Origin of the sequence: Albimonas pacifica (assembly GCF_900113695.1) — a bacterium.
GTDB classification, from domain to species: Bacteria; Pseudomonadota; Alphaproteobacteria; order Rhodobacterales; family Rhodobacteraceae; genus Albimonas; species Albimonas pacifica.
In genome coordinates this window covers 267,621-293,544 of sequence record NZ_FOQH01000006.1, presented here as the reverse complement: position 1 = coordinate 293,544, position 25,924 = coordinate 267,621, and the positions used below count along the sequence as shown (strand labels likewise).

24 protein-coding genes are annotated in these 25,924 nt (G+C 72.5%); 11 read left to right on the top strand and 13 right to left on the bottom strand.

Going from position 1 to position 25,924, the window contains the following annotated elements:
• Positions 1-142: 142 nt before the first annotated feature.
• The gene (locus tag BM064_RS14960) at positions 143-1,486 is read right to left on the bottom strand and encodes a substrate-binding protein (protein ID WP_092860644.1); all 1,344 of its coding nucleotides are present in this window, start codon (positions 1,484-1,486) and stop codon (positions 143-145) included.
• Between the two features lie 293 nt (positions 1,487-1,779).
• Between BM064_RS14960 and BM064_RS14955 the strand changes: the two genes are divergently transcribed.
• Positions 1,780-3,243 carry an XRE family transcriptional regulator gene (locus BM064_RS14955; protein WP_092860642.1) on the top strand — a complete coding sequence of 488 codons (1,464 nt, stop codon included), beginning with the start codon at positions 1,780-1,782 and terminating at the stop codon, positions 3,241-3,243.
• Between the two features lie 264 nt (positions 3,244-3,507).
• Entirely contained in the window at positions 3,508-4,137 is a 630-nt protein-coding gene (locus BM064_RS14950) for a thiamine phosphate synthase (RefSeq protein ID WP_092860640.1), read from the top strand.
• Positions 4,138-4,228: 91 nt separating this feature from the next.
• Here the strand turns inward: BM064_RS14950 and BM064_RS14945 are convergent, their stop codons facing one another.
• The 3 genes from BM064_RS14945 to BM064_RS14935 all read right to left on the bottom strand — a co-directional run bounded on the left by BM064_RS14945 (position 4,229) and on the right by BM064_RS14935 (position 6,288).
• Positions 4,229-5,116, bottom strand: coding sequence for a lysophospholipid acyltransferase family protein (locus tag BM064_RS14945; RefSeq protein ID WP_092860638.1), 888 nt, complete (start codon positions 5,114-5,116; stop codon positions 4,229-4,231).
• The gene (gene olsB, locus BM064_RS14940; protein ID WP_092860636.1) at positions 5,113-5,952 is read right to left on the bottom strand and encodes an L-ornithine N(alpha)-acyltransferase; all 840 of its coding nucleotides are present in this window, start codon (positions 5,950-5,952) and stop codon (positions 5,113-5,115) included. The genes BM064_RS14945 and olsB overlap by 4 nt, the downstream gene beginning before the upstream one ends.
• Positions 5,953-6,117: 165 nt before the next feature.
• Entirely contained in the window at positions 6,118-6,288 is a 171-nt protein-coding gene (locus BM064_RS14935) for a DUF3553 domain-containing protein (protein WP_092860634.1), read from the bottom strand.
• 72 nt (positions 6,289-6,360) lie between these two features.
• On the opposite strand from BM064_RS14935, the gene BM064_RS27490 reads away from it, so the two are divergent.
• Positions 6,361-7,116 carry a histidine phosphotransferase family protein gene (locus tag BM064_RS27490; protein WP_092860632.1) on the top strand — a complete coding sequence of 252 codons (756 nt, stop codon included), beginning with the start codon at positions 6,361-6,363 and terminating at the stop codon, positions 7,114-7,116.
• Between the two features lie 85 nt (positions 7,117-7,201).
• On the opposite strand, the gene BM064_RS14925 is transcribed toward BM064_RS27490, so the two are convergent.
• From BM064_RS14925 to BM064_RS14915, 3 genes are all read right to left on the bottom strand, one after another.
• Entirely contained in the window at positions 7,202-7,729 is a 528-nt protein-coding gene (locus tag BM064_RS14925) for a gamma carbonic anhydrase family protein (RefSeq protein WP_092860630.1), read from the bottom strand.
• The gene (gene gmk, locus BM064_RS14920) at positions 7,726-8,448 is read right to left on the bottom strand and encodes a guanylate kinase (RefSeq protein WP_245779175.1); all 723 of its coding nucleotides are present in this window, start codon (positions 8,446-8,448) and stop codon (positions 7,726-7,728) included. Before gmk ends, BM064_RS14925 begins: the two co-directional genes overlap by 4 nt.
• A gap of 82 nt (positions 8,449-8,530) precedes the next feature.
• The gene (locus BM064_RS14915; protein ID WP_245779174.1) at positions 8,531-9,436 is read right to left on the bottom strand and encodes a YicC/YloC family endoribonuclease; all 906 of its coding nucleotides are present in this window, start codon (positions 9,434-9,436) and stop codon (positions 8,531-8,533) included.
• 425 nt (positions 9,437-9,861) lie between these two features.
• On the opposite strand from BM064_RS14915, the gene BM064_RS14910 reads away from it, so the two are divergent.
• Positions 9,862-10,581, top strand: coding sequence for a PAS domain-containing protein (locus tag BM064_RS14910; protein ID WP_177236271.1), 720 nt, complete (start codon positions 9,862-9,864; stop codon positions 10,579-10,581).
• Between the two features lie 366 nt (positions 10,582-10,947).
• Here BM064_RS14910 and BM064_RS14905 read toward each other — a convergent pair whose 3' ends face one another.
• Together BM064_RS14905 and BM064_RS14900 are read right to left on the bottom strand one after the other, a co-directional pair.
• Entirely contained in the window at positions 10,948-11,688 is a 741-nt protein-coding gene (locus tag BM064_RS14905) for a cell division protein ZapA (protein ID WP_092860626.1), read from the bottom strand.
• Between the two features lie 54 nt (positions 11,689-11,742).
• Entirely contained in the window at positions 11,743-12,135 is a 393-nt protein-coding gene (locus BM064_RS14900) for a hypothetical protein (protein WP_092860624.1), read from the bottom strand.
• A gap of 207 nt (positions 12,136-12,342) precedes the next feature.
• On the opposite strand from BM064_RS14900, the gene tkt reads away from it, so the two are divergent.
• Positions 12,343-14,361, top strand: a complete 2,019-nt coding sequence (gene tkt, locus BM064_RS14895; RefSeq protein WP_092860622.1) for a transketolase — start codon at positions 12,343-12,345, stop codon at positions 14,359-14,361.
• A 90-nt stretch (positions 14,362-14,451) separates the two neighbouring features.
• Here tkt and BM064_RS14890 read toward each other — a convergent pair whose 3' ends face one another.
• From BM064_RS14890 to BM064_RS14875, 4 genes are all read right to left on the bottom strand, one after another.
• Positions 14,452-14,694 (bottom strand): hypothetical protein, encoded by a 243-nt coding sequence (locus tag BM064_RS14890; protein ID WP_092860620.1) that lies wholly within the window; start codon positions 14,692-14,694, stop codon positions 14,452-14,454.
• A gap of 111 nt (positions 14,695-14,805) precedes the next feature.
• A complete protein-coding gene (locus BM064_RS14885; protein WP_092860618.1) occupies positions 14,806-15,045 on the bottom strand; it encodes a hypothetical protein in 240 nt (79 codons plus the stop codon).
• A gap of 195 nt (positions 15,046-15,240) precedes the next feature.
• On the bottom strand, positions 15,241-18,207 hold the full coding sequence (gene ileS, locus BM064_RS14880; protein WP_092860616.1) for an isoleucine--tRNA ligase: 2,967 nt from the start codon (positions 18,205-18,207) through the stop codon (positions 15,241-15,243).
• A gap of 309 nt (positions 18,208-18,516) precedes the next feature.
• On the bottom strand, positions 18,517-19,713 hold the full coding sequence (locus tag BM064_RS14875; protein WP_092860614.1) for a pyridoxal-phosphate-dependent aminotransferase family protein: 1,197 nt from the start codon (positions 19,711-19,713) through the stop codon (positions 18,517-18,519).
• Between the two features lie 687 nt (positions 19,714-20,400).
• On the opposite strand from BM064_RS14875, the gene BM064_RS14870 reads away from it, so the two are divergent.
• The 6 genes from BM064_RS14870 to BM064_RS14845 all read left to right on the top strand — a co-directional run bounded on the left by BM064_RS14870 (position 20,401) and on the right by BM064_RS14845 (position 25,895).
• Entirely contained in the window at positions 20,401-21,693 is a 1,293-nt protein-coding gene (locus tag BM064_RS14870) for a tyrosine-type recombinase/integrase (RefSeq protein WP_092860612.1), read from the top strand.
• Positions 21,690-22,367, top strand: a complete 678-nt coding sequence (locus BM064_RS14865; RefSeq protein WP_092860610.1) for a hypothetical protein — start codon at positions 21,690-21,692, stop codon at positions 22,365-22,367. Before BM064_RS14870 ends, BM064_RS14865 begins: the two co-directional genes overlap by 4 nt.
• Positions 22,368-22,482: 115 nt before the next feature.
• The gene (locus BM064_RS14860) at positions 22,483-22,764 is read left to right on the top strand and encodes a transcriptional regulator (protein ID WP_245779173.1); all 282 of its coding nucleotides are present in this window, start codon (positions 22,483-22,485) and stop codon (positions 22,762-22,764) included.
• Positions 22,761-22,985 carry a hypothetical protein gene (locus BM064_RS14855; protein WP_092860608.1) on the top strand — a complete coding sequence of 75 codons (225 nt, stop codon included), beginning with the start codon at positions 22,761-22,763 and terminating at the stop codon, positions 22,983-22,985. The genes BM064_RS14860 and BM064_RS14855 overlap by 4 nt, the downstream gene beginning before the upstream one ends.
• Positions 22,978-23,445 carry a hypothetical protein gene (locus BM064_RS14850; protein ID WP_092860606.1) on the top strand — a complete coding sequence of 156 codons (468 nt, stop codon included), beginning with the start codon at positions 22,978-22,980 and terminating at the stop codon, positions 23,443-23,445. Before BM064_RS14855 ends, BM064_RS14850 begins: the two co-directional genes overlap by 8 nt.
• Positions 23,442-25,895, top strand: coding sequence for a DUF7146 domain-containing protein (locus tag BM064_RS14845; RefSeq protein WP_092860604.1), 2,454 nt, complete (start codon positions 23,442-23,444; stop codon positions 25,893-25,895). The genes BM064_RS14850 and BM064_RS14845 overlap by 4 nt, the downstream gene beginning before the upstream one ends.
• The last annotated feature ends 29 nt before the right edge of the window (positions 25,896-25,924 follow it).

Below are 25,924 nucleotides of genomic sequence, written 5' to 3'. Positions count from 1 at the left end.
AGAGATCCAGGCGGGACGGCCCCCGGTGTCGTCGCCGGAAAGAGGGCTTCCGGCGACGTCTCCTCGGGCGCGCCCCGACCCCCGGGGCGCGCCCGTCGGGCCGCGCGCTGCGGCGCGCAGGCCCGGTGCGGTCAGGCGCGGATCACGCGCCCGGGTTGCACTGCCCCAGCTCGCCGCCCGCGAACATCGGGTGATCGGGGGCGTAGGTGACCTGCTCGGCCGGGGTGACGTCCACCACCTCGAGAAGGTCGAACTGGGAGGTCGGGTTCTCCTTGCCGCGCACCACCAGCACGTCCTTGAAGCACTGGTGATCCTCGGCCCGGTAGAGGGTCGGGCCGTTGCCCATGCCGTCGAACTCGAACCCCTCCAGCGCCGCGACGATGTCGCAGGGGTTGAACGAGCCCGCGCGCTGGGCGGCGTCGGCGTAGAGCAGCGCCTGCACGTAGCAGGTGTGGGCGGCCTGGCTGGGCGGGAAGCCGTACTTCTGGCCGAAGGACTTCACGAAGGCCTTCGAGCCCTCGTCCTGCAGCGACCAGTGCCAGTTGGTCGAGCCGTAGATGCCCTTCACCGCCTCGCCTGCGCCCTGCGCCATCAGGCGGGAGTAGAGGGGGACCACGATCTCGAAGTTCTTGCCGTTGACCTGCTTGCCCTTCAGGCCGAACTGCACCGCCTGGGTCAGCGAGTTGACCATGTCGCGGCCGTAGTGGTTGAGGATCAGCACGTCGGCGCCCGAGTTCAGGACCGGCGTGAGATACTGCGAGAAGTCGCCCGCGCCCAGCGGCGTGCGCACCTTCTCGACCGTCTGCCAGCCGAGCGCCTCGGTGGCGGCGGCGATCGACTCCTCCTGGGTCCAGCCCCAGGTGTAGTCGGCGGTCAGGTGATAGGCCTTGCGGTCGGAGCCGTAGTTGGACTTCAGCACCGGCGCCAGCGCCGCGCCCGACATGTAGGCGTTGAAGAAGTGGCGGAAGCCGTTGGCCTTCTTGTCCTTGCCGGTGGTGTCGTTGGAGTGGGTGAGACCGGCCATGAAGATGACGCCCATCTCCTGGCACAGACCCTGCACCGCCACCGCCACGCCCGAGGACGAGCCGCCGGTGATCATCGAGGCGCCGTCGCGCTCGATCATGCGCTTGGCCGAGGCGCGGGCGGCGTCGGACTTGGTCTGGGTGTCGCCGGTGACGAACTCGACCTTCTTGCCGTTGACGCCGGCGCCCGAGAGGGCCTTGGAGGAGAAGGTGGCGAGCATGCCCCCGTCGCCGCCGCCGTTGAGATGCTCGACCGCCAGCTCGTAGGCGCGCAGCTCGTCGGCGCCCTCGTCGGCATAGGCGCCCGTCTGGGGCACGTTGAAGCCCAGGATCACCGACGAGCCGGTCGGCTCGTTGGTGTAGGCGTAGGCCGGCCGGCGCCAGACCATCGGGGCCGCGAGGCCCGCGCCGGCGACCGCCGAGGTCTTCAGCAGCCCGCGGCGGCTGATGGTGAAGTTCGCCATGAATACCTCCCGAAGCATTGATTGCGCCGGTCGACGTCGCTCGCCCTCCCGAAGGCCTCCCTGGCGCGCGACGTCGACCGGACTGGGCTTGTGCGCCCTCCATGAACCCTGGGTCAGGTTCGTCAAGAAGTCAACAAGTCATTGTTATCGCTGGATTATTTTGTAAGTTTTTGACGTTGTGCAGGTGCGAGATTGTAAATAGTCTACAAGCGGCCCCGAAAGCGCCATGATCCCAGAGCCTTGCATGGGGTGCATGGCGGCTTTGCGCGCAGGTGCAGCATGGAGGAACCCGCATGCCGTCCACGATGATCGGTCTGCGCATCCGCGAGCGTCGACGCGCCGCCGGCATCCGCCAGGCGGAGCTCGCCGAGGCGATGGGAATCTCCGCCAGCTACCTCAACCTGATCGAGCGCGAGAAGCGCCGCGCCAGCCCCGAGCTGGTCTCGCGCGCCGCCCGGGCGCTCGGGGTGCCGGCCGCGGAGCTCGACGGCGCGATGGAGCGCAGGCTCGCCGATCGCCTGTCGGAGATCGCCGCCGAGCCGGAGTTCGCCGACCTCAGGCTCGACCCCGACGACGCGCGCGACCTGCTGGGCCGGCATCCCGACTGGGGCCGCGCCCTGACCCGCGCCTGGTCCGCGCGGCGCGAGGCCGCCCGCCTGGTGGAGGCGCTGTCGGACCGGCTGACCCACGACCCGGTGCTGTCCGATCACCTGCACCGGATGCTGACCCATGTCGCCGCCCTGCGCTCGACCTCCGAGATCCTGGAGGACGTCGACGACATCGACGACGCCCAGCGCCGGCGCTTCCACGAGATCCTGCTCAGCGAATCCACCCGCGCCTCGGAAGTGGCCGAGGGGCTGGCGCGGTTCTTCGACGAGGCCCATTCCGAGGCCCCCTCCACCCCCGTCGAGGACGTGGAGGACGCCTTCCTCGAGGCCGGCAACCGCTTCGAGACGCTGGAGATCCCGCAGGAGGAGGCGCCCGCCGACATGCACCCCGAGGCGATCTACGGGGCCCTGCGCGCGGCCCTGCCCGGGGGCGGCGCCTCGGTCGCGCCGCCCGAGGCGCCGCCGGTGATCCGGCGCCGCGCCCTCTCCACCGCCGTCGCGCGGCGGCGCTTCGCCGAGGCGATCGCGGCCGAGATCGAGGCCCGCCCGCGCCTGCACGACGGCGCGCCCCGCCGCCGGGCCGAGGCCGCTTTCGAGCAATACGCCGCCGACGCGCTGATGATGCCCCGCTCGCCCTTCGAGGCGGCGGGCGCGGCGCTGGGCTGGGACCTCGACGCGCTGGCCGCGAGCTTCGGGGTCGACTTCGACGCCGCCGCGCGCCGGCTGACCTCGCTCGCCCGCCCCGGCGGGCCCGCGCCGCGGGCGGCCTATGCGCGGATCAACGCGGCCGGGGTGACCCTGCAGCGGCGGCTTGCGGCCGAGATCACCCTGCCCCGCCACGGCGCGGCCTGCCCGCTGTGGGCGCTCTACGGCGCGCTCTCCTCCCCCGGGCGCACCCTGCGCCAGCTCGCCGAGTTCCCGGCGGGCGAGCGCGCGGTCTTCGTGGCCCGCGCCGAGCCCGCCGACCCGCCCGCCTGGGGACGGCCGGCGGTGCATCTCGCCTCGGTGCTGGTGCTGCCGGGCGAGGCCTCGGCCGCCACGGTCTACGCCCCCCGCCCGCGCGAGGCGCCCGAGCCCGTGGGCCCCAACTGCCGCGTCTGCGCCCGCGTCGACTGCCGCCACCGGGCCGAGGACCCGGTGGTCGGCTGACCCGGCCGGCCGCCCGGCGCCGCGCGCGCCCCGAGCCGCGCCCGCCGCCCCCCGCCCTGCCCCGCCCCATGCCTCGCCCCATGCCCCGCCCGTCGCCCCTTGCGGAACGCGACCCGCCCCGGGGTCTGGCGAAGGGGACGGCAGGGCGGGGCGATGCGGAGGCGCAGCCGACGCGAGGGCCGCCCGGCCGTCCTGCGCGCGTCCTTCGTCCGCCCGTCCCGGACGGATATTCCCTTCCCCCCCGTTCCGCTCTAGAGACGCCCCATGACCGACGCCGAAGACGCCGCCCGACTCGTCCTAGCCACCCCGCCGCGCGGGGAGCTCGACGCCATCGCCGCCGCCCTGCCCGGGGCGCTGGCCACGGGGCTCGTGGCCACCGTCCGCCTCGACATGCCCGGCGCCGCCGAGCCCGAGCTGCGCCGCGCCGCCGACCGGCTGCGCGAGATCTGCCACGCCGCCGACGTCGCCATCGTGATCCGCGACCACGTCGGCCTGGTCGAGCCGCTGGGGCTCGACGGCGTGCAGGTCTCCCTGCCCGGCGCCAACCTCAAGAAGGTGCGCGCCGCCATCGGCCCGGACGCGATCCTGGGCGTCGACTGCGGCGCCTCGCGCCACGACGGCATGACCGCGGGCGAGGCCGGAGCCGACTACGTGCTGTTCGGCCCGCTGGTCCCCGACCCCGCCGCGGGCCCGGTGGTGGAGCCCGCGCCCCTCGAGCTCTTCGAGTGGTGGGCGCAGATGATCGAGGTCCCCGTGGTCGCCGAGGGCGGCGTCGATGCGGCCCGGGCCGCGACCCTCGCCCCCTACGCCGATTTCGCCGTGCCCCCGGCCTCGGTCTGGGAGGGCGACCTCGTCGCCAACCTCAAGGCCATCGACGCCGCACTGCGCGGCTGATCCCCCCGACCCCCGCAGGCGAAACGGCCCCGGGCGCGCGCCCGGGGCCGTTTCGCTTGCGGGGGTCGCCTGCGGGGGCGGATGCGCCCGCTCAGACCTCGCGGTCGCGGTAGACGTCCTCGTGCCCGTGGCGGTGGTGAGGCAGGCGCGAGACCACGCCGTCGTGCACCGCCTGCCAGCTCGCATGAGCCAGCTTCTTGCGGTCGGGCATCTCGGCCACGCGGATCGGGTCGTGGAAGATCACCTCCGCCTCGCCCCCGAAGCTGAGCGTCAGCAGCGACCACACATGGGGGCCGAACTCCATGTCCGCCCACCAGCCGTAGAAGGTGTCGGGCAGCGTGCTCGCCGGGTTCACGTGGTAGACGACGGAGACGGGCTGCACCCAGGCGACGTCGCGCAGCTCCTCCGCCGTCAGGGCGGCGAAGAGGGTCGAGCGGAACTGCAGCACCCGGCGGTTGTCGGTCGAGGTGCCCTCGGGGAAGAACAGCAGCCGCTCGCCCGCCAGCATCCGGCGGCGCAGCTCCTCCTCCTGGGCGCGGGCGGCGGAGCGCTTGCGCTCCACGAAGACCGTGCCGCAGACCGCCGCGATCCAGCCCACCACCGGCCAGGACCGCACCTCGGCCTTGGAGACGAAGGTCATCCGCGCCGCCCCCACCAGCACGAAGATGTCGGACCAGGAGCTGTGGTTGGCGACCAGCGCGCCGCCGTGGGGCATCGGCTGGCCGGTGGCGCGCACGCTCAGGCCCACCAGGGTCCCCATCGCCCGCGCCCACAGGCGCTGCACCCGCTCGCGCGCGCGGAAGGCGGGGACCAGGCGCTCGATCGCCTTGAACAGCAGGTAGACCGAGAGCAGGACCACGGTGGTCAGCGCCGCCAGCCCCAGCCGCACGTAGGCCGCGATCACGCCCCAGGCGCTGGGGCGCGGCAGGGGCGGCGGCGGCGGGCCGGTCCAGGAGAAATCCGAGACCGGATCGCTCACCCGCCGGACCTCTCCGCGGCGCTCCCGTCCCCGGGGGTCCGGGCGGCGGGGGCGGCGGGCTTGCCCTCCTTCCCGTAGAAGTCGCGGTAGCGCGAGACCATCCGGGAGGTGTCCATCAGCAGGCAGACGTCGACGGTGTTGAAGTCGTGGTCCACCCAGGCGCCCTCGCCCACGAAGCCGCCCAGCCGCAGGTAGGCCTTGATCAGCGCCGGGATCTGGCGCGCGGCCTGCTTGCGGTCGACCTGCTCGGGGGGGAGCCGGTCCATGGCCGCGAAGTTCTCGGGCCGCGCGCGCACGCGCAGGTCCTCGGGCGCCAGGTGGTTGTAGTGCAGGAAGCTCAGCGCGTGGGCCAGCGGCGCGGGATCGGCGCCGTGGAACGAGGCCACGCCGAACATGATCTCGATCTTGCGCGCCGTGACGAACTCGCCCAGCCCCGTCCACAGCAGGTGCATCGCCGCCCCGCCCCGCACTTCCGAGCCCACGCAGGAGCGGCCGAGCTCCACCGCCGGCCGCCCGCAGGTCTCGATCAGGGTCAGGTCGTATTCGGTCGATCCGTAGAAGCCGATCCCCGCCTTCGCCCGGTCGTTGGTCATCAGGCGATAGGCGCCCGCGACCCGGTCGAGCGGGTCGGACGACTCGGTCTCCTTGTCGATCAGGATCAGGTGTTCGAAGTGGGGATCGTACTCGTCGATCTCCCGCCGAAGGGCGCGCTCCTCGTCGCTGGCCGAGGCGCCCAGTTCCTCCACGAACACGCGGTAGCGCAGGCGCTGGGCGGCGGCGATGTCCTGCTCGTCCCGCGCCAGGCGGACCGTGAACCGACCCGCGTCGATCTCCATTCCGAAGCTCCAGCCGGCGCGCCCGGTTCGGCGCGCGCGGCGGACCATATGCATTGCGCCGGATAGGCGCAACGGGGGGCGGACGCGCGATGTCGTGCGGGCGTCATCGAACCGTCGCACGGCGCGCAGGCGTTGACAGGGGCGCGCGCGGCGGCCGACGCTGGGTCAGTCGTGGACCTGTTCGAGCTCCACGCGGGAGCCGTCGATGACCTGCTTGCCGGCGTTTTCGAAGTTCACGGTGATCCGGCGCCCGATCACCGACTGCACCTGTCCCACGCCCCAGTCCGGGGCGGCGGGCAGGCGCACGCGGTCGCCGGGCTCGAGAAATTCATTCATTGTTAACCCTGTCCCTTCACCCTCGCAGCCCCGGATCCTGCTCCCGCACCCGCTCCAGCGAAGAGGCGCCCCATGACGGACCCCTGGTCGACGGACCCCTTCGCGCAGCCCGCGGCCTCGCCGGGCGGCGCCGGCGCGCCGCGGGCGGCGCCCGCCGCCGCCTCGCCCGCCCCGGGATCGGAGGCGCTGGGGGGCCTGGGGGCGGAGGATTTCGCGGCCCTGCTGTGCTCGCGCATCTGTCACGACCTGATATCGCCGGTGGGGGCCATCGGCAACGGCGTCGAGCTGCTGCGCGAGATCGACCGCGGGGCGGAGGGGACCGAGCTGCAGCTGATCTCGCGCAGCGCCGACATGGCCTCGGCCTACCTGCAGTTCCTGCGCATCGCCTTCGGGGCGGCGCCGCCGGGGGACCTGATGGGCCTGCCCGCCGCCCAGCGCACGGCGCGGGCGTGGTTCGAGTTCCAGCGCCCCGACCTCGACTGGGCCGTGCAGGGGACCGAGATCACCCGCGCCGGCGTCCGGCTGATGTTCAACTTCATGCAGATCGCGGTCTCGTCCCTGCCCCGCGGCGGCCTGGTGCGGGTCGAGACGGCGCCGGCCGAGGCCCGGGGCCTGACCATCGCGCTCGCGGCCGAGGGGCCGACGGCCGCCCCCGCCCCCGGCGCCGCCGACTGGCTCGCCGGCCGCGCGTCCGAGACCGCGCCCGCCCCGCGGGAGGTCCATTACATCGCCGCCGCCGCCCATGCCCGCGCCTGCGGCGCGCAGGTCGCCTTCGCCTCGCAGGACGGCGGCCTGACCCTGCGCGCGACCCTGCCTGCGGGGATCTGACGCCGCCCGCCCCGGGGCGCCCCCAAGGGGGACGGCCGGGCGGGGCGATGCGGAGGCGCAGCCGACGCGAGGGCCGCCCGCGCCGTCAGAGCGGGGTCAGGGTCTCGCGGAAATGGCGGCCGTTCTCGCGGTAGCGGCGGGCCGAGTCGAGCAGGCCGGCCTTCTCCGCCTCGGTCAGCTCGCGCACGGGCTTGGCGGGCGAGCCCACGGCCATCCAGCCGTCTGGGATCTCCTTGCCCTCGGTGACCAGGGCGTTGGCGCCGATCAGGCAGCCGCGGCCGATCTTCGCCCCGTTCAGCACCGTCGCCCCCATCCCGATCAGCGAGCCGTCGCCGATCGTGCAGCCGTGGATGATGGCGTTGTGGCCCACCGTCACGTTCGCTCCCACGCTCAGCGGCACGCCCGGGTCGGCATGGCAGATGGTCCCGTCCTGGATGTTCGAGCCCTCGCCGACCGACAGCCATTCCTTGTCGCCGCGCAGCACCGCCCCGAACCAGATCGAGACGCCCCGCCCCAGCCGCACCGAGCCCATCACATGGGCCCCGGGGGCCACCCAGACGTCGCCGTCCTCGGGCAGTTCGGGCACGCGGTCGCCAAGGGCGTAGACGGTCATCGCATTCTCTCCTGGAATTCCCGGTTCAGCGCCTGGACGAAGCCCACCAGCCCCGGGCGGCGCGCGCGGGCCAGCCGCTCGGCCGCGAGGATGCCGCGGATCTCCGCCTCGCAGCGGTCCAGGTCGTCGTTGATCAGCACGTAGTCGTAGGCGTCCCAGTGGCTGATCTCGTCCATCGCGCGGGCCATGCGCCCGCCGATCACCTCGGCCGAATCCTGGCCCCGCGCGCGCAGCCGCCGCTCCAGCTCCGCGATCGAGGGCGGCAGGATGAACACCGAGACCACCGCGTCCTTCAGGACCGAGTTGCGCAGCTGCTGGCCGCCCTGCCAGTCGACGTCGAAGATCACGTCGCGGCCCGAGGCCAGCGCCGCCTCCACCGGGGCGCGGGGCGTGCCGTAGAGGTTGCCGAAGACCTCGGCATGTTCGAGGAACTCGCCCGCCTCGATCATCGCCTCGAAGCGGGCGCGGTCGAGGAAGTGGTATTCCCGCCCGTCCTCCTCGCCGGGCCGCGGCGGGCGGGTGGTGGCCGAGACCGAGAACTCGAAGGCCCCGTCGTTGGCCAGGATCCGCCGCGAGAGCGTGGATTTCCCCGCGCCCGAGGGCGAGGAGAGGATGAACAGCAGCCCGCGGCGCGCATCCGCGCCGCGCCGGGCCCGGGCCACCGGGCCGTCGGCCGCGCGCGGCCCCTTGGTGTCGGTCATGTCCGCCGTGCCGGTCATGGTCGCGTCCCGCGGCCTCCCGTGACTGTCCCCGCGCCCCCGCCCCCGGGGGCCGCGCGCGGCGCGACCGCCGCGCGCCCTCTCATTCGATGTTCTGCGCCTGCTCGCGCATCTGGTCGATCACCGTCTTCAGCTCCAGCCCCGCCGCGGTCAGCGCGGTGAAATCGGCCTTGGAGCACAGCGTGTTGGCCTCGCGGTTGAACTCCTGCACCAGGAATTCCAGCCGCCGCCCCGAGGGGCCCTGGGCGTCCAGCAGGTCGCGCGCGGCGGCCACATGGGCGCGCAGGCGGTCGAGCTCCTCGCGCACGTCGCCCTTCACCGCCAGCAGCGCCAGCTCCTGGGCGAGGCGCTCGGACCCGACCTCGGCGGGCGCGCCGGCGGCGATCAGCGCCTCGACCTTGCGGCTCAGGGCGGGGCCGGCCTCGGCGGCGCGCAGGCGGGCGGCGTCCTCGGCCTGCCCGGTCAGCGCGGCGATGCGGTCCACCTGGGCCGAGAGGATGGCGTGCAGGCGCGCGCCCTCCTCGTCGCGCGAGGCGATCAGCGCCTCGAGCGCCAGCTCCCCGTCCGCCAGGATCGCGGCGTCCTGGGCCACGCGGCGGGCGGGATCCTCCTCCTCGATCTCGGTGGCCTCGATCACGCCGGGGCGCGCCATCAGCGCCTCGACCGAGAGGGGCGAGACGGCGAATCCCGCCTCGCGCGCCGCGGCCGAGACCCGGGCGGCGGCGTCGAGGGCCGCGGCCAGCGCCGCCTCGTTCACCTGGGCCGGGACCGCGCCGGGGCGGCGCGACAGGCGCAGCGAGGCCGAGACCGAGCCGCGCGCCAGCCTCGCCTTGACCGCCTCGCGGAAGGCGCGCTCGATGGCGTCGCGCCCCTCGGGTCCGCGCCAGCGCAGGTCCAGCCCGCGCCCGTTCACCGAGCGGAGCTCCCACCGCCAGGCGAGCTGCGCGTCGCCTCCCTCGGCGGCGGCGAAGCCGGTCATGCTCTGCATCGCGATCCCCTGGAACTGCACGCGCCCGGCGCGTCGGGGCCGGGCGCGCGGACCATAGCCGCGGGCCGCCGGCCGGGCAACCGACCCGCGTCCCGATCCGCCGCGCGCCGCCCCCGCGACGGCGCCGCCCCGCGCCGCGCGGCGCATCCGGGCATCTCCCGGCGCATCCGGGCGGGGCCCTGTCGCGGATGCGCCGGCGGCGGCGCGGATGCGTTAACGACGATTAGGATTTCGTTAACCTTCTCGTCTCTCCCGTTGATCGAAGATTCGAGGCAATTTGCGCATATGGACGACGGGGCGCCGACGCATTGCCGCGCACCGGACCGTTGGAGCGGGCGTCTTTCGCGGTGGGGACCGTGAATTCCTCTGGGACTGGCATGGGACGGGTGGAAATGATAAGAAATTATCGCAAAATCGAAAGCGTCATGGACCATCCGAACACCCAGGCCCTGTTTCGATACTGGAACGACCTTCGGGCCGGGCGCGACGCGCCGTCCCGGTCGGAAGTCGATCCGCGCCGGATCTCCGGCTGTCTTGAGACCATGTTCATCCTCGAAGCGCTCGAGAACGGGCAGCTCCGCTTCCGCCTCGCCGGCACGCGGCTGTGCGAGTGGCTGGGCATGGAGGCGCGCGGCTGCGTCGCCGAGACGGTGATGGCCCGGGGGCACGAGAGCGAGATGCCCGACCTCGCCCGCCGCGTGCTGCGCACGCCGGGCATCGGGGTGATGCGGGTGCGCGCCCTGGACGGCGCCGGGACCGACTGGCCGGGCGAGGCGCTGCTGCTGCCGCTGCGCTCCGAGATCGGGGACCTGGCGCGGGTGATCGGCTGCGTGAACCTCGAGGCCGAGGGCCCGCGCCGCCGGGTGGCGCCGCCGCTGCGCCTGCGCTGCCTGGGCGCGCGGCTGACGCCCATCGAGACCGACCCCGCGCTCGCCCGCAAGGATCCCGAGCGCCGCTTCGCCGACCCGCTGGGCGGCCTGGACTTCACCGAGGCGAGCGGCTTCGCCGCCCCCGCCCCGGTGTTCTCGCGGAGCCTCGGCGCGCAGGACGCGCGGCCCCGGCTGACCGCGATCGAGGGCGACGCGAGCGCCTCCCGCCCCCGCGGCGGGGGCCGTCGCCCCAATCTCCGCATCGTCAAGGACTGACGGGCGCGGAGCGGGGCCGGGGATCCTGGCCGCCGCCCGCCGTTCCCGATCGCCGAGGCCGGGTCGCTCCCGGCGCGCAGGACCGCGCGTGGGACGCGGTTCGTCGGCGAGGCGCCAGAAGGGCGCGGGAGAGGCGGGCCGCGCCGGCGCGCTTGGGGGCGCGCCGAGGTCCCCGGCTCCACCCGATCCGCGGCCGGATCGGACGGCGCCCGCAGGCGTGCCGGCCTGCGGGCGCATCTTTTTCCGACGGAGAGGCGGCCGAGCCCCCTGCCCTTCCGCCGCGCGGCCTGCCCCGTCGCGGGCGTCGGCGGCCGGGCTCGGGCCCGGGGATCAGGCGGGGATCATGCCCGGGGCTCGGGCCCGGGATCAGCCGCGGGGCGCGAGGGGGTCGTCCTCCGCGGGCGCGTCCCCGCGCTCGTCCCCGTCGCGGTCGTCGTCCTCGAACGGGGCGTCGTCGTCCTGCGCATAGGGCTCGTCGGGCGCGTCGGCGTCGAGGAAGGCGGCGGAGGGCGCGTCATCGGACGCCTCCGGCGCGGGGGCGTCGTCCTCGGCCAGGTCGTCGGCCAGGTCGTCGTCGAGCGCGCCGTCGAGATCCTCGTCGGGCTCGCCCGCGTCGTCGTCCTCGGCCTCTTCCTCGTCCGCCTCGTCGTCGTCCAGCGCCTCGCCCTCGGCGATCTCGCCGGCCAGGGCGCGGATCCGCTCGGCGGCCTCCTCCAGCGCGGCGAGGGCGGCGAGCTCGCTGTCGCGGGCGGCGGCGAGCGCGGCCTCCAGCTCGGCGATGCGCGCGGTCTGCACGGGGTCGTCGAAGAAGCCGGACTGCGAGGGGCCCCCGGTCTCCGCGCGCACGGCCTCCGCGCCGGCGGGGGCGTCGCCGAAGGCCGCGGCCTCCTCGGCCAGGTGCGCGCGGAAGCGGTCGCCCAGCATCAGCGAGGCCATCAGCAGCATCCGCGTCTCGGGCAGCGCGGCGAAGCGGGTCCCGAACTGCTCGCGCAGGCTCTCGGCCTCGGCGGCGACCAGGCGGGCGGCCTCGGTCAGGTTCTCCTCCTCGCCATCGGCGCAGGCGACGCGATAGCTGCGTCCGGCGATGGCGATGTCCAGGTCGGCCATGTCAGCGGGTCTCCTCGGGCGGGACGGCGGGGGCGGCGCAGGCGGGGGCGGTCGTCAGACCACGTCGCGCAGCTCGGCCAGCGCCTCCTCGATCATCGCGGCGTCTTCCTCGCGGGCGGCCTTCAGCGCGGCCACCTCGGCCTTCAGCGCGTCGACCTCGCCGGCGGCGGCGTCGCGCTCGGCCAGCGCCTTGTCGCGCGCGGCGCGCGCCGCCTCGCGCTCGGCCGCGGCGGCGTCATGGGCGGCCTCGGTTTCCGCAAGGCGGGATTCCATTTCCGCAACCCGCGCGAGCGCGGCGCGCGCGGTCGCCTGCGCCTCCTCCAGCCGCGGGTCGTCGTCGCCGAGCGGGGCCTGCGTCCGCGCCGCGGCCACCGCCGCCTCCAGTTCGCCCATGGCGGCGGACAAGGCCCGCCTCGCCGCCGCGATCTCCATGCTGCGCGCCTGCAATCGCCCGTGCTCCTCGATCCTGCCCCGTTACAGAAGCTTGGTCCCGATCCGACCACCGCGGCGCGGCCCCGTCAAGCGGCGCCGGCGCGGCGCGGGCGCCCGTTCGCAGGCGCCGAAACGCCCCAAGGCGGCTTGACCCCCCCGCGCGCGCGTTGCATAGCGCGCGCGCCCGTTCCCCTACGCCCCCAGCGACGAAAGGCGACGCCAGTGGACATCGCTACCCTCCGCGCCTCGCACCCCGAGCACTGGATGAAGGCCGCCGCGATCCGCGTGCTGGCCATGGACGCCGTCCAGGCGGCCAACTCCGGCCACCCCGGCATGCCGATGGGCATGGCCGACGTGGCCACCGTCCTGTTCGAGAAGCACCTGAAGTTCGACGCCGCCCACCCCGAGTGGGCCGACCGCGACCGCTTCGTGCTGTCGGCGGGCCACGGCTCGATGCTGCTCTACGCGCTGCTGCACCTGACCGGCTATCCGGGCATGGACCTGGAGCAGGTGAAGCATTTCCGCCAGCTGGGCTCGAAGACCGCGGGCCACCCGGAATTCGGCCATGCGCCGGGGATCGAGACCACCACCGGCCCGCTGGGCCAGGGCATCGCCACCGCCGTGGGCATGGCGATGGCCGAGGAGTCGATGGCCGCCCGCTTCGGGCGCAAGATCGTCGACCACCGCACCTGGGTGATCGCCGGCGACGGCTGCCTGATGGAGGGCGTCAGCCAGGAGGCGATCGGCCTCGCCGGGCGCCAGAAGCTCAACCGGCTGATCGTGCTGTGGGACGACAACGGCATCTCGATCGACGGCAAGGTCTCGATGTCCGACGCCACCGACCAGCTGGCGCGCTTCGCCGCCTCGGGCTGGGAGGTGCTGTCGTGCGACGGCCATGACCCCGAGGACATCGACCGCGCCCTGACCGCGGCCGCCAGGGCCGACCGCCCGGTGCTGGTCGCCTGCAAGACCCACATCGGCTTCGGCTCGCCCAAGAAGCAGGACACCGCCGGCGCCCACGGCTCGCCGCTGGGCGACGAGGAGATCGCCAAGGTCCGCGAGATCTACGGCTGGTCGCACGCGCCCTTCGTGATCCCCAACGAGGTCGCCGCCCAGTGGGCCGAGATCGGCAAGCGCGGCGCGGCCGAGCGCTACCAGTGGGAGGTCCGCCTCGACCAGCTCCCGGCCGCGAAGAAGGCGGAGTTCGAGCGGGTGATCGCGGGCGAGGCCCCCAAGAAGCTCGCCGGCGCGATCCGCAAGCTCAAGAAGCAGCTCGCCGAGGACGCGCCCAAGGTCGCGACCCGCAAGGCCTCGGAGATGGCGCTGGCCGCGATCAACCCGGTGATGCCCGAGACGATCGGCGGCTCGGCGGACCTCACGGGGTCGAACAACACGCTGACCGCGGATCTGGGGACCTTCGACGTCGACAGCCGCAAGGGCCGCTACGTCTACTACGGCATCCGCGAGCATGGCATGGCGGCGGCCATGAACGGGCTGGCGCTGCACGGGGGCTGCATGCCCTACGGCGGCACCTTCCTGTGCTTCGCCGACTACGCGCGGGGCGCGATGCGCCTGTCGGCGCTGATGGGGGCGCAGGTCACCTACGTGATGACCCATGACTCCATCGGCCTGGGCGAGGACGGCCCGACCCACCAGCCGGTCGAGCATGTGGCGATGCTGCGCGCGACGCCGAACATGAACGTGTTCCGCCCCGCCGACGCGGTCGAGACCGCCGAGGCCTGGGAGATCGCGCTGACCACCGCCGGCACGCCCTCGGTCCTGGCCCTGTCGCGCCAGAACCTGCCGACGGTGCGCACCAAGCATTCCTCGAAGAACCTCACCGCGCAGGGCGCCTATGTCCTGGCCGAGGCCGAGGGCAAGCGCCGGGTGATCCTGATGGCCACCGGCTCGGAGGTCGAGATCGCGCTCGCCGCCCGGGACCTGCTGCAGGCCGAGGGGATCGGCGCCCGCGTCGTCTCGATGCCCTGCTGGGAGCTGTTCGAGGCCCAGGACGAGGCCTATCGCAAGAAGGTCCTGCCCGCCGGCCCCGTGCGCGTCGCCATCGAGGCGCTGTCGGGCTTCGGCTGGGACAAGTGGCTGTCGGGCGAGCGCGGCGCCTCGAAGAAGGCGGGCTTCGTGGGGATGGAGGGCTTCGGCGCCTCGGCCCCCGCGCCCGAGCTCTACAAGCACTTCGGGATCACCGCCGAGGCGGCGGCCGAGAAGGCCCGGTCGCTGCTCTGAGAGCTTCGGACCCGGAGATGAGAAGGGCGCGGACCTGGCGGTCCGCGCCCTTTCTCTTTGCGCCCGGGCGGGGCCGGGGCCCCTGCCCTCTCAGGTGCGGAACAGGCGGTTGGCGATCGTGCCGACGACGAGGCCCAGCAGCACCACGCCGACGGGGGCGGCGATGAAGAAGCCGGGGCCCTCGAAGCCCGCCACCTCGGGCAGGATCACCAGCGCGGCGGCGGCGGGGACGGCGATCGCGGCGCCCAGAAGCAGCGCCGGGGTGGTCCGGGTGAGGGGAGGTCTCGACGCGGCCACGGCGGTCGCGCTCGACTCGGGGTGCGAAGCGCTCATCGGTCGTCCTTTCGGATCAGCATGCAGGGAAGGTTGCAGGGCTGATATAATAAGGTCGCCGAACCGCAACAGGCGCTGCGGCGCCCCGACGCGGAGGCCGGGGCGGCCGGATCAGTGCAGGGCCGCGCCGCAGTCCAGCCAGGCGCGGCCGAAGCTGCGCAGGGCGCCCATCAGGCCGGTCTCGCCGGCGGTCGGGGGCGCGTCCACGTCGGGGCGGCCGGCCAGCAGGGCGCGGGCGTCGCCGCGCAGGCGGCGGGCGGCGTCGCGGCGGCCGGAGAGCTCCTCGCGGCGCATCTGGGCGGCGGTCTCGCGGTCGAAGCGGTCGTAGGCGTCGAAACGATGAGCGTACATGGCTCGGCGTCTCCATCGGGCTCGGGTCGCGCCGGGGTGCGTCGACCCTTCGAGCGTGATCACCTTGCGTCAAGCTGCGTGACGGCTGCGTGACAGGGTGGAGCGGGCGACAAGCCTTTGAAAACGCGAACGCGCCGCCCCGGGTTCCGGGGCGGCGCGTCGATTCGTGCGGGTCGCGGCCGGGGCCGCGAAGGGTCAGCCGAGGGCCTGGTCGCAGCGGCCGCAGACGGCCTCGTGCCTGTGGGACCCGACGTCGGGGAGCACTTTCCAGCAGCGGGCGCATTTCTCGCCCTCCGCCTCGGCGAAGACCACCGCCACGCCGGGGACGTCCGGCAGGCGGAAGCCCTCGGCCGGGGCCGGGTCGCCGGTGACCTCGATGGCGGAGGTGATGCAGACGTCGGCGAAGTCGATCGTGGCCAGCGCCTCGCGCACCTCCGCATCGTCCACGTGCACCGAGGGGGCGGCCTCGAGGCTCGCGCCGATGCGCTTCTCGCGCCGCTCGATCTCCAGCGCGCCGGTGACCACGCGGCGGACCTGGCGGATCGTCTCCCACTTCGCGGCCAGCGCGGGGTCGCGCCAGTCGGGGGTGGCGGGGAAGTCGACCAGGTGGACCGAGCTGTCGGCGCCCGGGAACCGCTCCAGCCAGGCCTCTTCCATGGTGAAGACCAGCATGGGGGCGAGCCAGGTGACGAGGCGGTGGAAGAGCAGATCCATCACCGTGCGGCAGGCGCGGCGGCGCAGCCCGTCGGCGGGGTCGCAGTAGAGCGCGTCCTTGCGGATGTCGAAATAGACCGCCGAGAGGTCGACCGTGCAGAACTGGAACAGGCTCTGGAACACCTGGGAGTAGGCGTAGCGGCCGTAGCCCTCGCGCACCTCCTGGTCGAGCTCCGACAGGCGGTGCAGGACCCAGCGCTCCAGCTCCGGCATCTGCGCGGGGTCGACCCGCTCGGCCTCGTCGAACCCGTCGAGGGCGCCGAGGATGAAGCGCAGGGTGTTGCGCAGGCGGCGGTAGGAATCCGCCGTGCCTTTAAGGATTTCCGGGCCGATCCTCTGATCCGCCGTGAAGTCCGTCTGGGCCACCCACAGGCGCAGGATGTCGGCGCCGTACTGCTTGATGACATCCTCGGGGGCGATGGTGTTGCCCAGCGACTTGGACATCTTCATGCCCTTCTCGTCGAGCGTGAAGCCGTGCGTCAGCACGCCCTCATAGGGCGCGCGCCCCCGCGTCCCGCAGCCCTGCAGCAGGGAGGAGTGGAACCAGCCGCGATGCTGGTCGGTGCCCTCGAGATAGAGGGACGCCGGCCACAGCCCGTCGGGCCGGTCGCGCATCACGAAGGCATGGGTCGAGCCGCTGTCGAACCACACGTCGAGCACGTCGTCGACCTTGGTCCACGCTTCAATATCGTCCACCAAGCCGTTGAGGAAGCGCTGTTTCGCACCCTCCTTGAACCAGGCGTCGGCGCCCTCCTCGCGGAAGGCGGCCTCGATGCGGGCGTTGACCTCGGGGTTCTTGAGGACCTCGACCTGGCCGGGGCCGGTCTCGCGCATGAAGCAGGTCAGCGGCACGCCCCAGGCGCGCTGGCGCGAGAGCACCCAGTCGGGGCGCGCCTCGATCATCGAATGCAGGCGGTTTCGGCCGGATTTCGGCGTGAACTCAACCAGTTCGTCGATGGACTTCAGAGCCCGCTCGCGGATCGTCTCGCCATACTGGTCCTGCCCGTCGCCCAGCTTCACGTCGATGGCGGCGAACCACTGCGGCGTGTTGCGGAAGATCAGCGGGGCCTTGGAGCGCCAGGAATGCGGGTAGGAGTGCTTCAGCCGCCCGCGCGCGGCCATCGCCCCGACGCCGGCCAGCGCGTCGATGACCCGCTTGTTGGCGTCCTTTTCCTTGCCCTTGTGATCGAAGATCACGGCCCCGCCGAACAGCGGCAGGTCGGCGCGGAAGCTGCCGTCCTCGAGCACGTTGTAGGTCATCGGCAGGCCGAACCTGCGGCCCAGCTCGTAGTCGTCCGCGCCGTGGGAGGGCGCGGTGTGCACGAAGCCGGTGCCCGCGTCCTCGGTCACGTGATCGCCGGGCAGCATGGGCACGTCGTAGTCCCATTCGCCCTGCCCGTCCGCGACCTCGCGCAGGGGATGGGCGAGGGTGACGTCCTTGAGCTCCTCGGCCGGCACGTCGCGCACGCGCTCGAAGCCGGTGACCTTGGCCTGCGCCATCACCGCCTCGGCCAGGGCGTCGCCCAGCATCAGCAGTTCGCCGGCCGCGACCCAGTTGCCCTCGGGCGCCTCGGTGACGCGGTAGAGGCCGTAGGACAGCGTCGGGTTGTAGGCGACCGCACGGTTCTGCGGGATCGTCCAGGGCGTGGTGGTCCAGATCACCACCGAGGCGCGCAGCGCCTGGTGGCCGTCCACGAAGGATTTCGCGTCGGGCGCGGCGGGATCGTCGTCCCACTCCACACGGCTGGCGAAGGTTCGCACCACCGGGAATTTCACCCAGATCTGGTGGGACTGGTGCTCGTGGTATTCGACCTCGGCCTCGGCGAGGGCGGTCTTTTCGACCACGGACCACATCACCGGCTTCGACCCGCGATAGAGGGACCCGTTCATCACGAACTTCATGAACTCGGCCGCGATCACCGCCTCGGCGTCGTAGTCCATGGTGAGGTAGGGGTCGTCCCAGTTGCCGGTCACGCCCATGCGCTGGAACTCCTCGCGCTGGACGTCGATCCAGCCCTCGGCGAACTTGCGGCACTCGGCGCGGAACTCGTTGATCTCGACCTTGTCCTTGTCGAGGCCCTTGGCGCGGTACTGCTCCTCGATCTTCCACTCGATGGGAAGGCCGTGGCAGTCCCAGCCGGGGACGTAGCGGCTGTCGTGGCCCAGCATCTGCTGCGAGCGGACCACGAAGTCCTTGAGGATCTTGTTCAGCGCGTGGCCGATGTGCAGGTGGCCGTTGGCGTAGGGCGGGCCGTCATGCAGCACGAAGGGCGGGCGGCCCTGCGCCGTCTCGCGCAGGCGGTGGTAGATGCGCTGTTCGGCCCAGCGGGCGAGCCACTCCGGCTCGCGCTTGGGCAGGCCCGCGCGCATCGGGAAGTCGGTTTTCGGCAGGAACAGGGTGTCTCGATAGTCGACGGTCGCGTCGGTCGAGGTTGCGTCGGCGCACATGAGGGGCGCTCCAAGGCTGTCGATCCCCTGGTGGGATCCGGATCCGGGAGGGTGGGCGAACGGGTGCCGGCGGCGCTCCTGCTTTCAGGAGGCCGCGCCGGTAATTCGCCGGGACCGCAGGGGTCTGGAAAGGGCGCGCAGGTCGCTCATGGGCCCGGGTCTTACACCCCGCGCGGCAGGTTGGGAAGGCCTGCGAACGGGCCCGGGGCGGGCCGGCGGACCGCCCCGGAGGCCGGGGCCGCGCGGCGGCGCCGGGCGGGGGCGCGGGCCCTCCCCCGCCGGGCGGCGGAGGCGGGCGCAGGCGCGGTCTCAGGCGGCCTTGCGCATCGCCCGGCCGAGCGACTGCGCGGCGGCGGCGAGGCCGGGGCCGTGGGGCACCTCCATCGCCTCAAGCGCGCTCTCGACCGCGCCCAGCACGCCCATCACCATCGGCGGGTTCAGCCAGCCCATGTGGCCGATGCGGAACGAGGTCTGCGCGAAGCGGCCGAGCCCGATGCCCAGCGTCACGTTCATCTCGCTCTCGCACAGGGCGCGGAGCTTCTTGGGCTCGAAGCCGCGGGTGAGGATGGTGGTGACGGCGTTGGAGCGCGCGGCGGGGTCGACCACGTTGAACTCCATCGGGCCGTCGTTCATCCCCTCCGACCAGCCGGCGACGGCGGCGCGCACGGCGTCGCCCATGGCGCGGTGGCGGGCCCAGGCGGTCTCGATCCCCTCCTCCAGCAGCATGTCCAGCGCCTCGCGCAGGCCGAAGAGGTGGTGGGTGGGCGCGGTGCCGCCGAAGCGCTGGTAGGGCATCTCGGGGCGGATGCGCGGGCGCCAGTCCCAGTAGACCGAGACCAGCTCGCCCCGGTGCTCCCAGGCCTTCGGCCCGACGAAGCAGAAGGCGAGGCCCGGGGGCGTCATCAGGCCCTTCTGGGAGCCGGCGACCATCACGTCCACGCCCCAGTCGTCGAACTCGAAGGGCTCGGAGCCCAGCGAGGCGATGCAGTCGACCATGAACAGGGCCGGGTGGCCGGCGGCGTCGATGGCGCGGCGCAGGGCCGGGATGTCGTTGCAGGCCGAGGAGGCGGTGTCGACCTGCACCACCATCACCGCCTTGATCTCGTGGGCCTTGTCGGCGCGCAGCAGGGCCTCGAGCTGCTCGGGCGGCACCGGGCCGCGGTCGCCGGTCATCACCACCTGGGCGTCGACGCCCATGCCCTGCGCGGTCTGGGCCCAGCCTTCGGCGAAGCGGCCGCAGTCCAGCGTCAGGATCCGGTCGCCTTTCGAGAACAGGTTGGCGATCGCCGCCTCCCAGGCGCCGTGGCCGTTGCAGGTGTAGATGGCGACGCCCGCGTCCTTCGAGCGGGCCACCTTGCGCAGGTCGTCCGCCAGCCCGTCGACGAGGGAGACGATGGCGCCCTCGTAGATGTTGGGAGCGCCGCGGTGCATGGCGTTCAGCACCCGGTCGGGCATCACGGAGGGGCCGGGAATGGCCAGGAAATGCCGACCGTTGGCGAGCGACATGGCGGGTCTCCTGAGACAGGGGCGACCGCCGGATGTCTCGGCGGCGGCGACGAGGGACGGGCGCCGGGGCGGATGACGCGGCGCAGCGGGAATCGCTAGCGTCAAAACGCGGGCGCCGGAAGGGCCGCCGCCGCCGCGGGGCGCGGCGCGGGGCGGCCCGGCGCGGGCGCGGGGAGCGGGCGGAGGCGCCAGCCCCTTGGAATGGCGGGGCTTTCCGCGCCACCCATGACGGAACGTGATCGGCCTCACAAAGAAATGCGATGCGCCGTTTCGTGCCGCGCCCCCCCACGCGCTGCGGGCGACCGGCCCGCAGGCGCCGCGTCGGCCGTGGCGCCCGGCCCCAGGCTTCCGCCCGCGGCGCGCGGCGGGCGGGGCGACCGGCGCGACCGTCTCCCGGCGGCGGCCGCCTACGCGCTCGGCGCCGCGCGGCGCGCGCGGCGGGTCGGGACTCTCGCCGCCTCCCACGCGGCGCCCGGCGCTGCGCCCGCGACCGGGGCGAACGACAGGTCAGGAGCCAGATTCACCACAATATCTAGAGCCTTGATTGTTGACGCATTTTCCGGCGTAGTCTCCTAGAGCACTGTTTTTTCGAAGCTATCCGGCGCGACCGCCTGTTACTCGCCGCCAGCCAACGACAAAAACAGCCATATGATGTGTTGACACAGTGTTGACATGAGGAGCGCCGAGATGCCGGAGAAACTGACCGAAGCCGCCGCCCGGAAGGCCCTGCCGCCGGTGCGCGGGCAGAGCATGCTGTGGGACGCGGAGGTGAAGGGGTTCGCCCTGCGGGTGACGCCGGGCGGGGCCAAGTCCTTCGTCCTGGACTACCGCGCGGAGGGGCGGCAGCGCCGGATCACCATTGGCGCCTGGCCCGACTGGACCGTGGCCGCCGCGCGCCAGACCGCGAAGGACATGAAGCGCGAGGTCGATCTCGGGCACGATCCGATGGGCGAGCGGCAGGCGCAGCGCGAGGCGCCGACGGTGCAGGAGATGTGGGAGCGCTACGCCCGCGAGCACCTGCCCAAGAAGGCCGAGCGCAGTCAGGCCGACGAGCGCATGATGTGGGAGAAGATCATCCTGCCGCGCTTCGGCAAGATGAAGGTCGCGCAGATCACCCATGACGATGTGGACGCGCTCCACCGCGACATCACCGAGATCCGCGGCACGCCCGTCCGCGCCAACCGCACCGTCGAGGTGCTGCGCAAGGCGTTCAACCTCGCGATCCGCTGGAAATGGCGCGACGACAATCCCGCCTCGGGCGTGCGCCGCAATCAGGAGGAAAAGCGGAACCGCTATCTTAACCGCACCGAGATCGCGGCGCTGGCGCAGGCGCTGAACGACCATTCGGAGCCCATGTCCGCGAACGCGATCAAGCTCCTGATGCTGACCGGCGCGCGGCGCGGCGAGGTGCTGGGCGCGACATGGGAGATGTTCGACCTCGAGAACGGCGTCTGGACCAAGCCCTCGGCGCACACCAAGCAGCGCAAGCTGCACCGCGTCCCGCTCTCGGGCCCGGCCGTGCAGCTGCTGGTCGAGATGAAAGCCGCCGCCAAGGCGAAGGCGGAGGCCGAGGGCGTCCCGCCCAGCCCCTATGTCTTCCCCGGCCCGACCGGCAAACCGCTCACCGAGATCAAGCGCACATGGGTCTCGGTCTGCCGCCGGGCGGGGCTCGGCGCGGAGGTGCCGGTTCTGGACGCGAAGGGCAAGCCGGTCCTCGACCGCAAGGGCGAGCCCAAGACCGAGTTCAAGCCGAATGTCCGAATCCACGACATCCGCCATTCCTTCGCCAGCATCCTCGTGTCGGCGGGGGCATCGCTGCCCTTGATCGGCCAGATGCTCGGCCATACGCAGGTCCAGACCACCCAGCGATATGCCCATCTGTTCGACGATCCGCTGCGCAAGGCCGCCGAGACGGTGGGCGCCTTCGTGTTGCAGCGCTCGCCAGAGGAGTTCAGCGCAAACGAGGCAGAGCAGAAATGACCGACCAGAAGCCCTACGGGCCACCGCCCGACGCCATCCCGCTGTCCGACGCGATGAAGGAATACCTGCCCGCCGAGATGTGGGAGGAACATGCCCGCGCGACGGAGGCCCGCAAGAATGCGCCGAAGCGGCCGAGCTACCTCAGCATGTCGGTGCGGGAATGGGAGGCCGCGAACGCCTCCTACGAGGCCGCCAACCGGACGCGCTCGGCGCGGGCCGATCTGCACCGCGTCTGGAACGGCATGCTCGCCGCGATGAAGGCGAAGCTGGAGGCGGGCGAGCTGACCGCGTTCGGTCAGGAAGATCCGCCCTTCGGCCCCTGGCACGCGATCCCTGCGCCCGCGTGGCGGCAGCTGCGCATCACCAATGTCCGGAAGGGCGAGGCGAGCGTCGGCGCGAACATCGTGCACGACATCCACATCCTGCCGCCCGAAGCCGAAGAAATCACGCGCACCGGCATGCCGGGCTGCCCGACCAAGGGACGGGACATCATCGGCTACGAGTTTCAGCGCCGCGCAGAGGCTGGCGAGATCGCTGACAGTCTCGCCGCCGAAGCACGGGCGCTGCAGGCATGGTATCGCGAGACCTATCCGCGGCGGGATTGTCCCACCACCAAGACCATCGAGAACAACCTTCGCGACTCTTGGCGCGCAGTTCGTCTAAGGACTGCGTAATCCCCTGAAATTATTGCTCCGGGGGCATTTTCGGGGCGGTTTTTCGGGGGGCTGAACGTCGGCATCTCTCGGGCATCGGCGGCGCGTTGCGTCGCCTGGCACGAAGGAGACGCCGATGAACCAACCCCTTGCATCCGGAGGCGCCGAGAGGGCCGCCACCGTCGCCCCGCCCGCCGATTTCCTCGACGGTTTCATCTCGGAGGAGGAATACGCCGCTCGCCGCGGGGTCAGCTTGCGCACCTGCCAGCGCGACCGCCAGCTGCGCCAATCCCCGCCCTTCGTTGTGATCGGCCGGCGCGTCTACTACCGCATCGAGGCGGTGCGCGACTGGCTGCTCGCCCGCGAGCAGGAGGCCTCCCGCAAGCCGAGCGCCCCGCGTGCCGGGAGGGGCCGATGACCGCGCCCGCCACCCTTGCGCCCGACATGATGGTGGGCGCCGCCGAGATCGCCCGCTTCCTCTTCGACTCCGACGAGTTCCGGTTCCAGCGCCGCGTCTACTACCTCTGCACGCGCTCGAAGCGTCCGCTGCCGCATTTTCGGCTGGGCCACCGCATCGCCACGCGCCGCTCCACGCTGATGGACTGGATCGCCCTGCAGGAGGGCTTCGCCAATGCCTGACACTCCCATCCAGTTCACCGGCTCGATCCTCGAGCGTTTCGAAACCAAGGTCGCTGCGGATGCGCCGCACCTGCTGCCCATCGTCCACGCCATCCGCGATCATGGTGTCGGCTTCCTGGTGATCCCCCAGCACGCGACCGGGCTCGACCGCGGCATCAAGCTACTGCAACGGCCATTCATCGTCATGGTGGGCGACGAGACCGACTGTGCGCTCGGCCCCGATCAATTTGATAGCAAGGCGCTCGACCGGCTGATCGGCATGGCGGATGGCGTCGCGATCATCTCCTGCGCCCCGCCGCCCGAGGCCTATTCGAGCATCGCCCTGATGGCCATGGCGCAGCGCAACGGGCTGATCATCGAAACCCGGCCCGAGCAAGAGATCGCCTGGACCAACCGCGTGCAGGCGGTCTGCCCCGAAATGCCGATCCTGCTCTGCACCGTGAAGGGGCCGCGCCAATGACAGTGCAGGGGCAGCCTCTCGACTTCAACGGCACGCCGCCCGGCGGCCGCGCCGGTGCCGCCACCCGCATGTCCGTCGCCCAGCTGGCCGACATGCTGAAGGACCGCATCGCGGACCTGGCCCGCGAGTTGTTGGGCGAGCCGAACCGGGAGCTTTCCAGCGCGCAGACACTGCGCTTCGGCACCAAGGGCAGCGTCGCCGTGGAAATCGACGGCGCGAACAAGGGCCGTTGGTATGATCACGAGCACGGCGCCGGGGGCGCGGGGCTGGAACTGATCGGCGATCGCCTCGGACTGGACGACAAGGCCGCATGGAACTGGGCGCGGTCCTGGCTGGGCGAACCCGACGCCGGTCCGTCCTGGACGGCAACGCCGCCCGCGGCACCCTTGCGGTCCGCCTCGGGCTCGGGCAGGCCGAAGGAGCCGACGCCCGAGGAACGCGCCGAGAAGGTGGCCGAGATCGTGCGCCGCACGGAGACCCTCGTCTCCACGCCGGTCCTGGCCTACCTGCGCCATCGCGGGATCACCGCCACGCCGCCGGACTGCCTCCGCTATCGCCAGTACGCCTACCGCCAGTTCAGCGCCATGGTCGCGCTCGCCACCGACGAGGCGGGCGAGGTGCTGGCGCTCCAGCAGGTCTATCTGACGGCCGAGGGGCGGAAGGCCCCGGTCAAGGTGGTCAAGCGCACCAACAAGGCCGTCGATGGCTGGGCCGCGAAGGCCGCGGTGCGTCTCCCCGGTCGGGAACCGCTGATCCTCTGCGAGGGGGTCGAGACCGCGCTCTCGGTCTGGCAGGCGACCGGACAGGAAACCTGGGCCTGCCTCGGCATCTCGAACATCGGCCGCGCGCCGGTCCCCGAGAACGCCACGGTCATCATCGCCCGCGACGGCGACCTGCCCGGCAGCAAGGCCGAGGGTCAGATGACTCGCGCCGCGAGCCAGCTCGCGCATCGCGGCATGACCGTGCTGATCGCCACCCCGCCCGAGGAGCAGGATTTCAACGATGTGCTGGTCCGCGAGGGCGAAGCGGCCGTGCGCGACCGCATCGAGGCCGCCGAACGCTTCAGCGCCGATGAGGTCGACACCGAACGGAAGCGGCTTTTCATCGGCTCGGACGTCGAGATGTCCAAGCGTGTGCGCGAGGATCTGACCGAACGCCTCGGGCGCATCGTCCATGCCGAGGGCGAGTTCTGGCGCTACGGCGGCACGCATTGGGAGGCGATCCCCGATCACGAGTTGCGCCTGCCGGTCCACGCCTATGACGGCGCCGGGTTCCTCACGCCCGCGGGCGAGCCCTCGAACGTCAAGCTGACTAAGACCCGTGTCGACTCGGTCCTGCACGAATGCGCCGCGCTCTGCGCCGAGCCGGAATACTTTGAGAAGCCACCCGCGGGCATCAACTGCGCCTCTGGATTCATCCGCTTCGATGCGGAGGGCGTGCCGCACCTCGAGCCGCATCACCGCGAGCATCGCTGCCGCCACACGCTGCCCGGCCATTGGCAGCCCGGCGCCTCGGGCACGCCGCCCGCGGGCTCGCTGCTGGCACGACTGCTCGCCGGCAGCTTCAAGGGCGACCCGGACGCCGAGGCGAAGTGCGCGCTGCTGGCGGAGGTCTGCGGCGCGGCGGCGCTCGGCTACGCCACAAGGCTGATGCAGCCGCGTGCGGTGGTGCTGCACGGCAAGACCGCCGAGAACGGCAAGAGCCAGGTTCTCGAACTGGCCCGCGGCCTCCTGCCCGAAAGCGCGATCTGCTCGGTCCCCGCCTCGAAGATGGGCGACGAGCGGCATGTCATCGGGCTCGTCGGCAAGCTGCTCAACGCCTCCGACGAGCTCTCGGCCGAGGCCATCGCGTCCGATACCTTCAAGGCGGTCGTCACCGGCGATCCCATCGAGGGGCGCGACGTCTACAAGAGCCGGGTCGAGTTCCGCTCGGTCGCGCAGAACCTCTTCGCCGCGAACCAGCTGCCGAGCTTCAAGGGCGGCGTAGACCGGGGCGTGCAGCGCCGCCTGCTGCTGATCACCTTCACCCGCACCATCCCGCTGGAGGAGCGCGTCGAGGACATCGGCAAACGCATCGCCGCCGAGGAACCGGACCTGCTGCTGGCGTGGGCGGTGGAGGGCGCGTCACGCCTGATCCGCCAGCGCAACTACGCAATCCCGCAGAGCTGCCACGAGGAACTCCTCGAATGGGTGCTGAGCGAGGATCCCATCGCCGCCTGGGTGGATGCCTGCGTGAAGGTCGTGCCCATCGTGAACGGCGGGCCCACCATAGCCACGCGCGACGCCCATCTCCGCTTCCAGAACTGGGCGCTGGCCGAGGGCTACAAGCCCGAGAAGCTGCCCGCCATCAACGGCTTCGTGCAGCGCGTGCAGGCCCGCGTGGCCGGGATCCAGCACAAGCGCACCAGCTCCGGGCGGTTCTTCGTCGGGCTGACAGTGACGCAATGGTGACGCAAGAATGACGGACTTTGACGTGCAAC

What these genes read in the sequence shown, in the direction of transcription:
- BM064_RS14905 (WP_092860626.1), bottom strand. Translation starts at nt 11,688, where the DNA reads ATGGCCGACCTGGACATCGCCATCGCCGGACGCAGCTATCGCGTCGCC.
- BM064_RS14845 (WP_092860604.1), top strand. Translation starts at nt 23,442, where the DNA reads ATGACAGTGCAGGGGCAGCCTCTCGACTTCAACGGCACGCCGCCCGGC.
- BM064_RS14855 (WP_092860608.1), top strand. Translation starts at nt 22,761, where the DNA reads ATGACCGCGCCCGCCACCCTTGCGCCCGACATGATGGTGGGCGCCGCC.
- BM064_RS14955 (WP_092860642.1), top strand. Translation starts at nt 1,780, where the DNA reads ATGCCGTCCACGATGATCGGTCTGCGCATCCGCGAGCGTCGACGCGCC.
- BM064_RS14875 (WP_092860614.1), bottom strand. Translation starts at nt 19,713, where the DNA reads ATGTCGCTCGCCAACGGTCGGCATTTCCTGGCCATTCCCGGCCCCTCC.
- BM064_RS14850 (WP_092860606.1), top strand. Translation starts at nt 22,978, where the DNA reads ATGCCTGACACTCCCATCCAGTTCACCGGCTCGATCCTCGAGCGTTTC.
- BM064_RS14885 (WP_092860618.1), bottom strand. Translation starts at nt 15,045, where the DNA reads ATGTACGCTCATCGTTTCGACGCCTACGACCGCTTCGACCGCGAGACC.
- gmk (WP_245779175.1), bottom strand. Translation starts at nt 8,448, where the DNA reads ATGACCGGCACGGCGGACATGACCGACACCAAGGGGCCGCGCGCGGCC.
- BM064_RS14910 (WP_177236271.1), top strand. Translation starts at nt 9,862, where the DNA reads ATGGACCATCCGAACACCCAGGCCCTGTTTCGATACTGGAACGACCTT.
- ileS (WP_092860616.1), bottom strand. Translation starts at nt 18,207, where the DNA reads ATGTGCGCCGACGCAACCTCGACCGACGCGACCGTCGACTATCGAGAC.
- BM064_RS14925 (WP_092860630.1), bottom strand. Translation starts at nt 7,729, where the DNA reads ATGACCGTCTACGCCCTTGGCGACCGCGTGCCCGAACTGCCCGAGGAC.
- BM064_RS14865 (WP_092860610.1), top strand. Translation starts at nt 21,690, where the DNA reads ATGACCGACCAGAAGCCCTACGGGCCACCGCCCGACGCCATCCCGCTG.
- BM064_RS14860 (WP_245779173.1), top strand. Translation starts at nt 22,483, where the DNA reads ATGAACCAACCCCTTGCATCCGGAGGCGCCGAGAGGGCCGCCACCGTC.
- BM064_RS14870 (WP_092860612.1), top strand. Translation starts at nt 20,401, where the DNA reads ATGCCGGAGAAACTGACCGAAGCCGCCGCCCGGAAGGCCCTGCCGCCG.
- BM064_RS14960 (WP_092860644.1), bottom strand. Translation starts at nt 1,486, where the DNA reads ATGGCGAACTTCACCATCAGCCGCCGCGGGCTGCTGAAGACCTCGGCG.
- BM064_RS14890 (WP_092860620.1), bottom strand. Translation starts at nt 14,694, where the DNA reads ATGAGCGCTTCGCACCCCGAGTCGAGCGCGACCGCCGTGGCCGCGTCG.
- BM064_RS27490 (WP_092860632.1), top strand. Translation starts at nt 6,361, where the DNA reads ATGACGGACCCCTGGTCGACGGACCCCTTCGCGCAGCCCGCGGCCTCG.
- olsB (WP_092860636.1), bottom strand. Translation starts at nt 5,952, where the DNA reads ATGGAGATCGACGCGGGTCGGTTCACGGTCCGCCTGGCGCGGGACGAG.
- BM064_RS14950 (WP_092860640.1), top strand. Translation starts at nt 3,508, where the DNA reads ATGACCGACGCCGAAGACGCCGCCCGACTCGTCCTAGCCACCCCGCCG.
- BM064_RS14935 (WP_092860634.1), bottom strand. Translation starts at nt 6,288, where the DNA reads ATGAATGAATTTCTCGAGCCCGGCGACCGCGTGCGCCTGCCCGCCGCC.
- BM064_RS14915 (WP_245779174.1), bottom strand. Translation starts at nt 9,436, where the DNA reads ATGCAGAGCATGACCGGCTTCGCCGCCGCCGAGGGAGGCGACGCGCAG.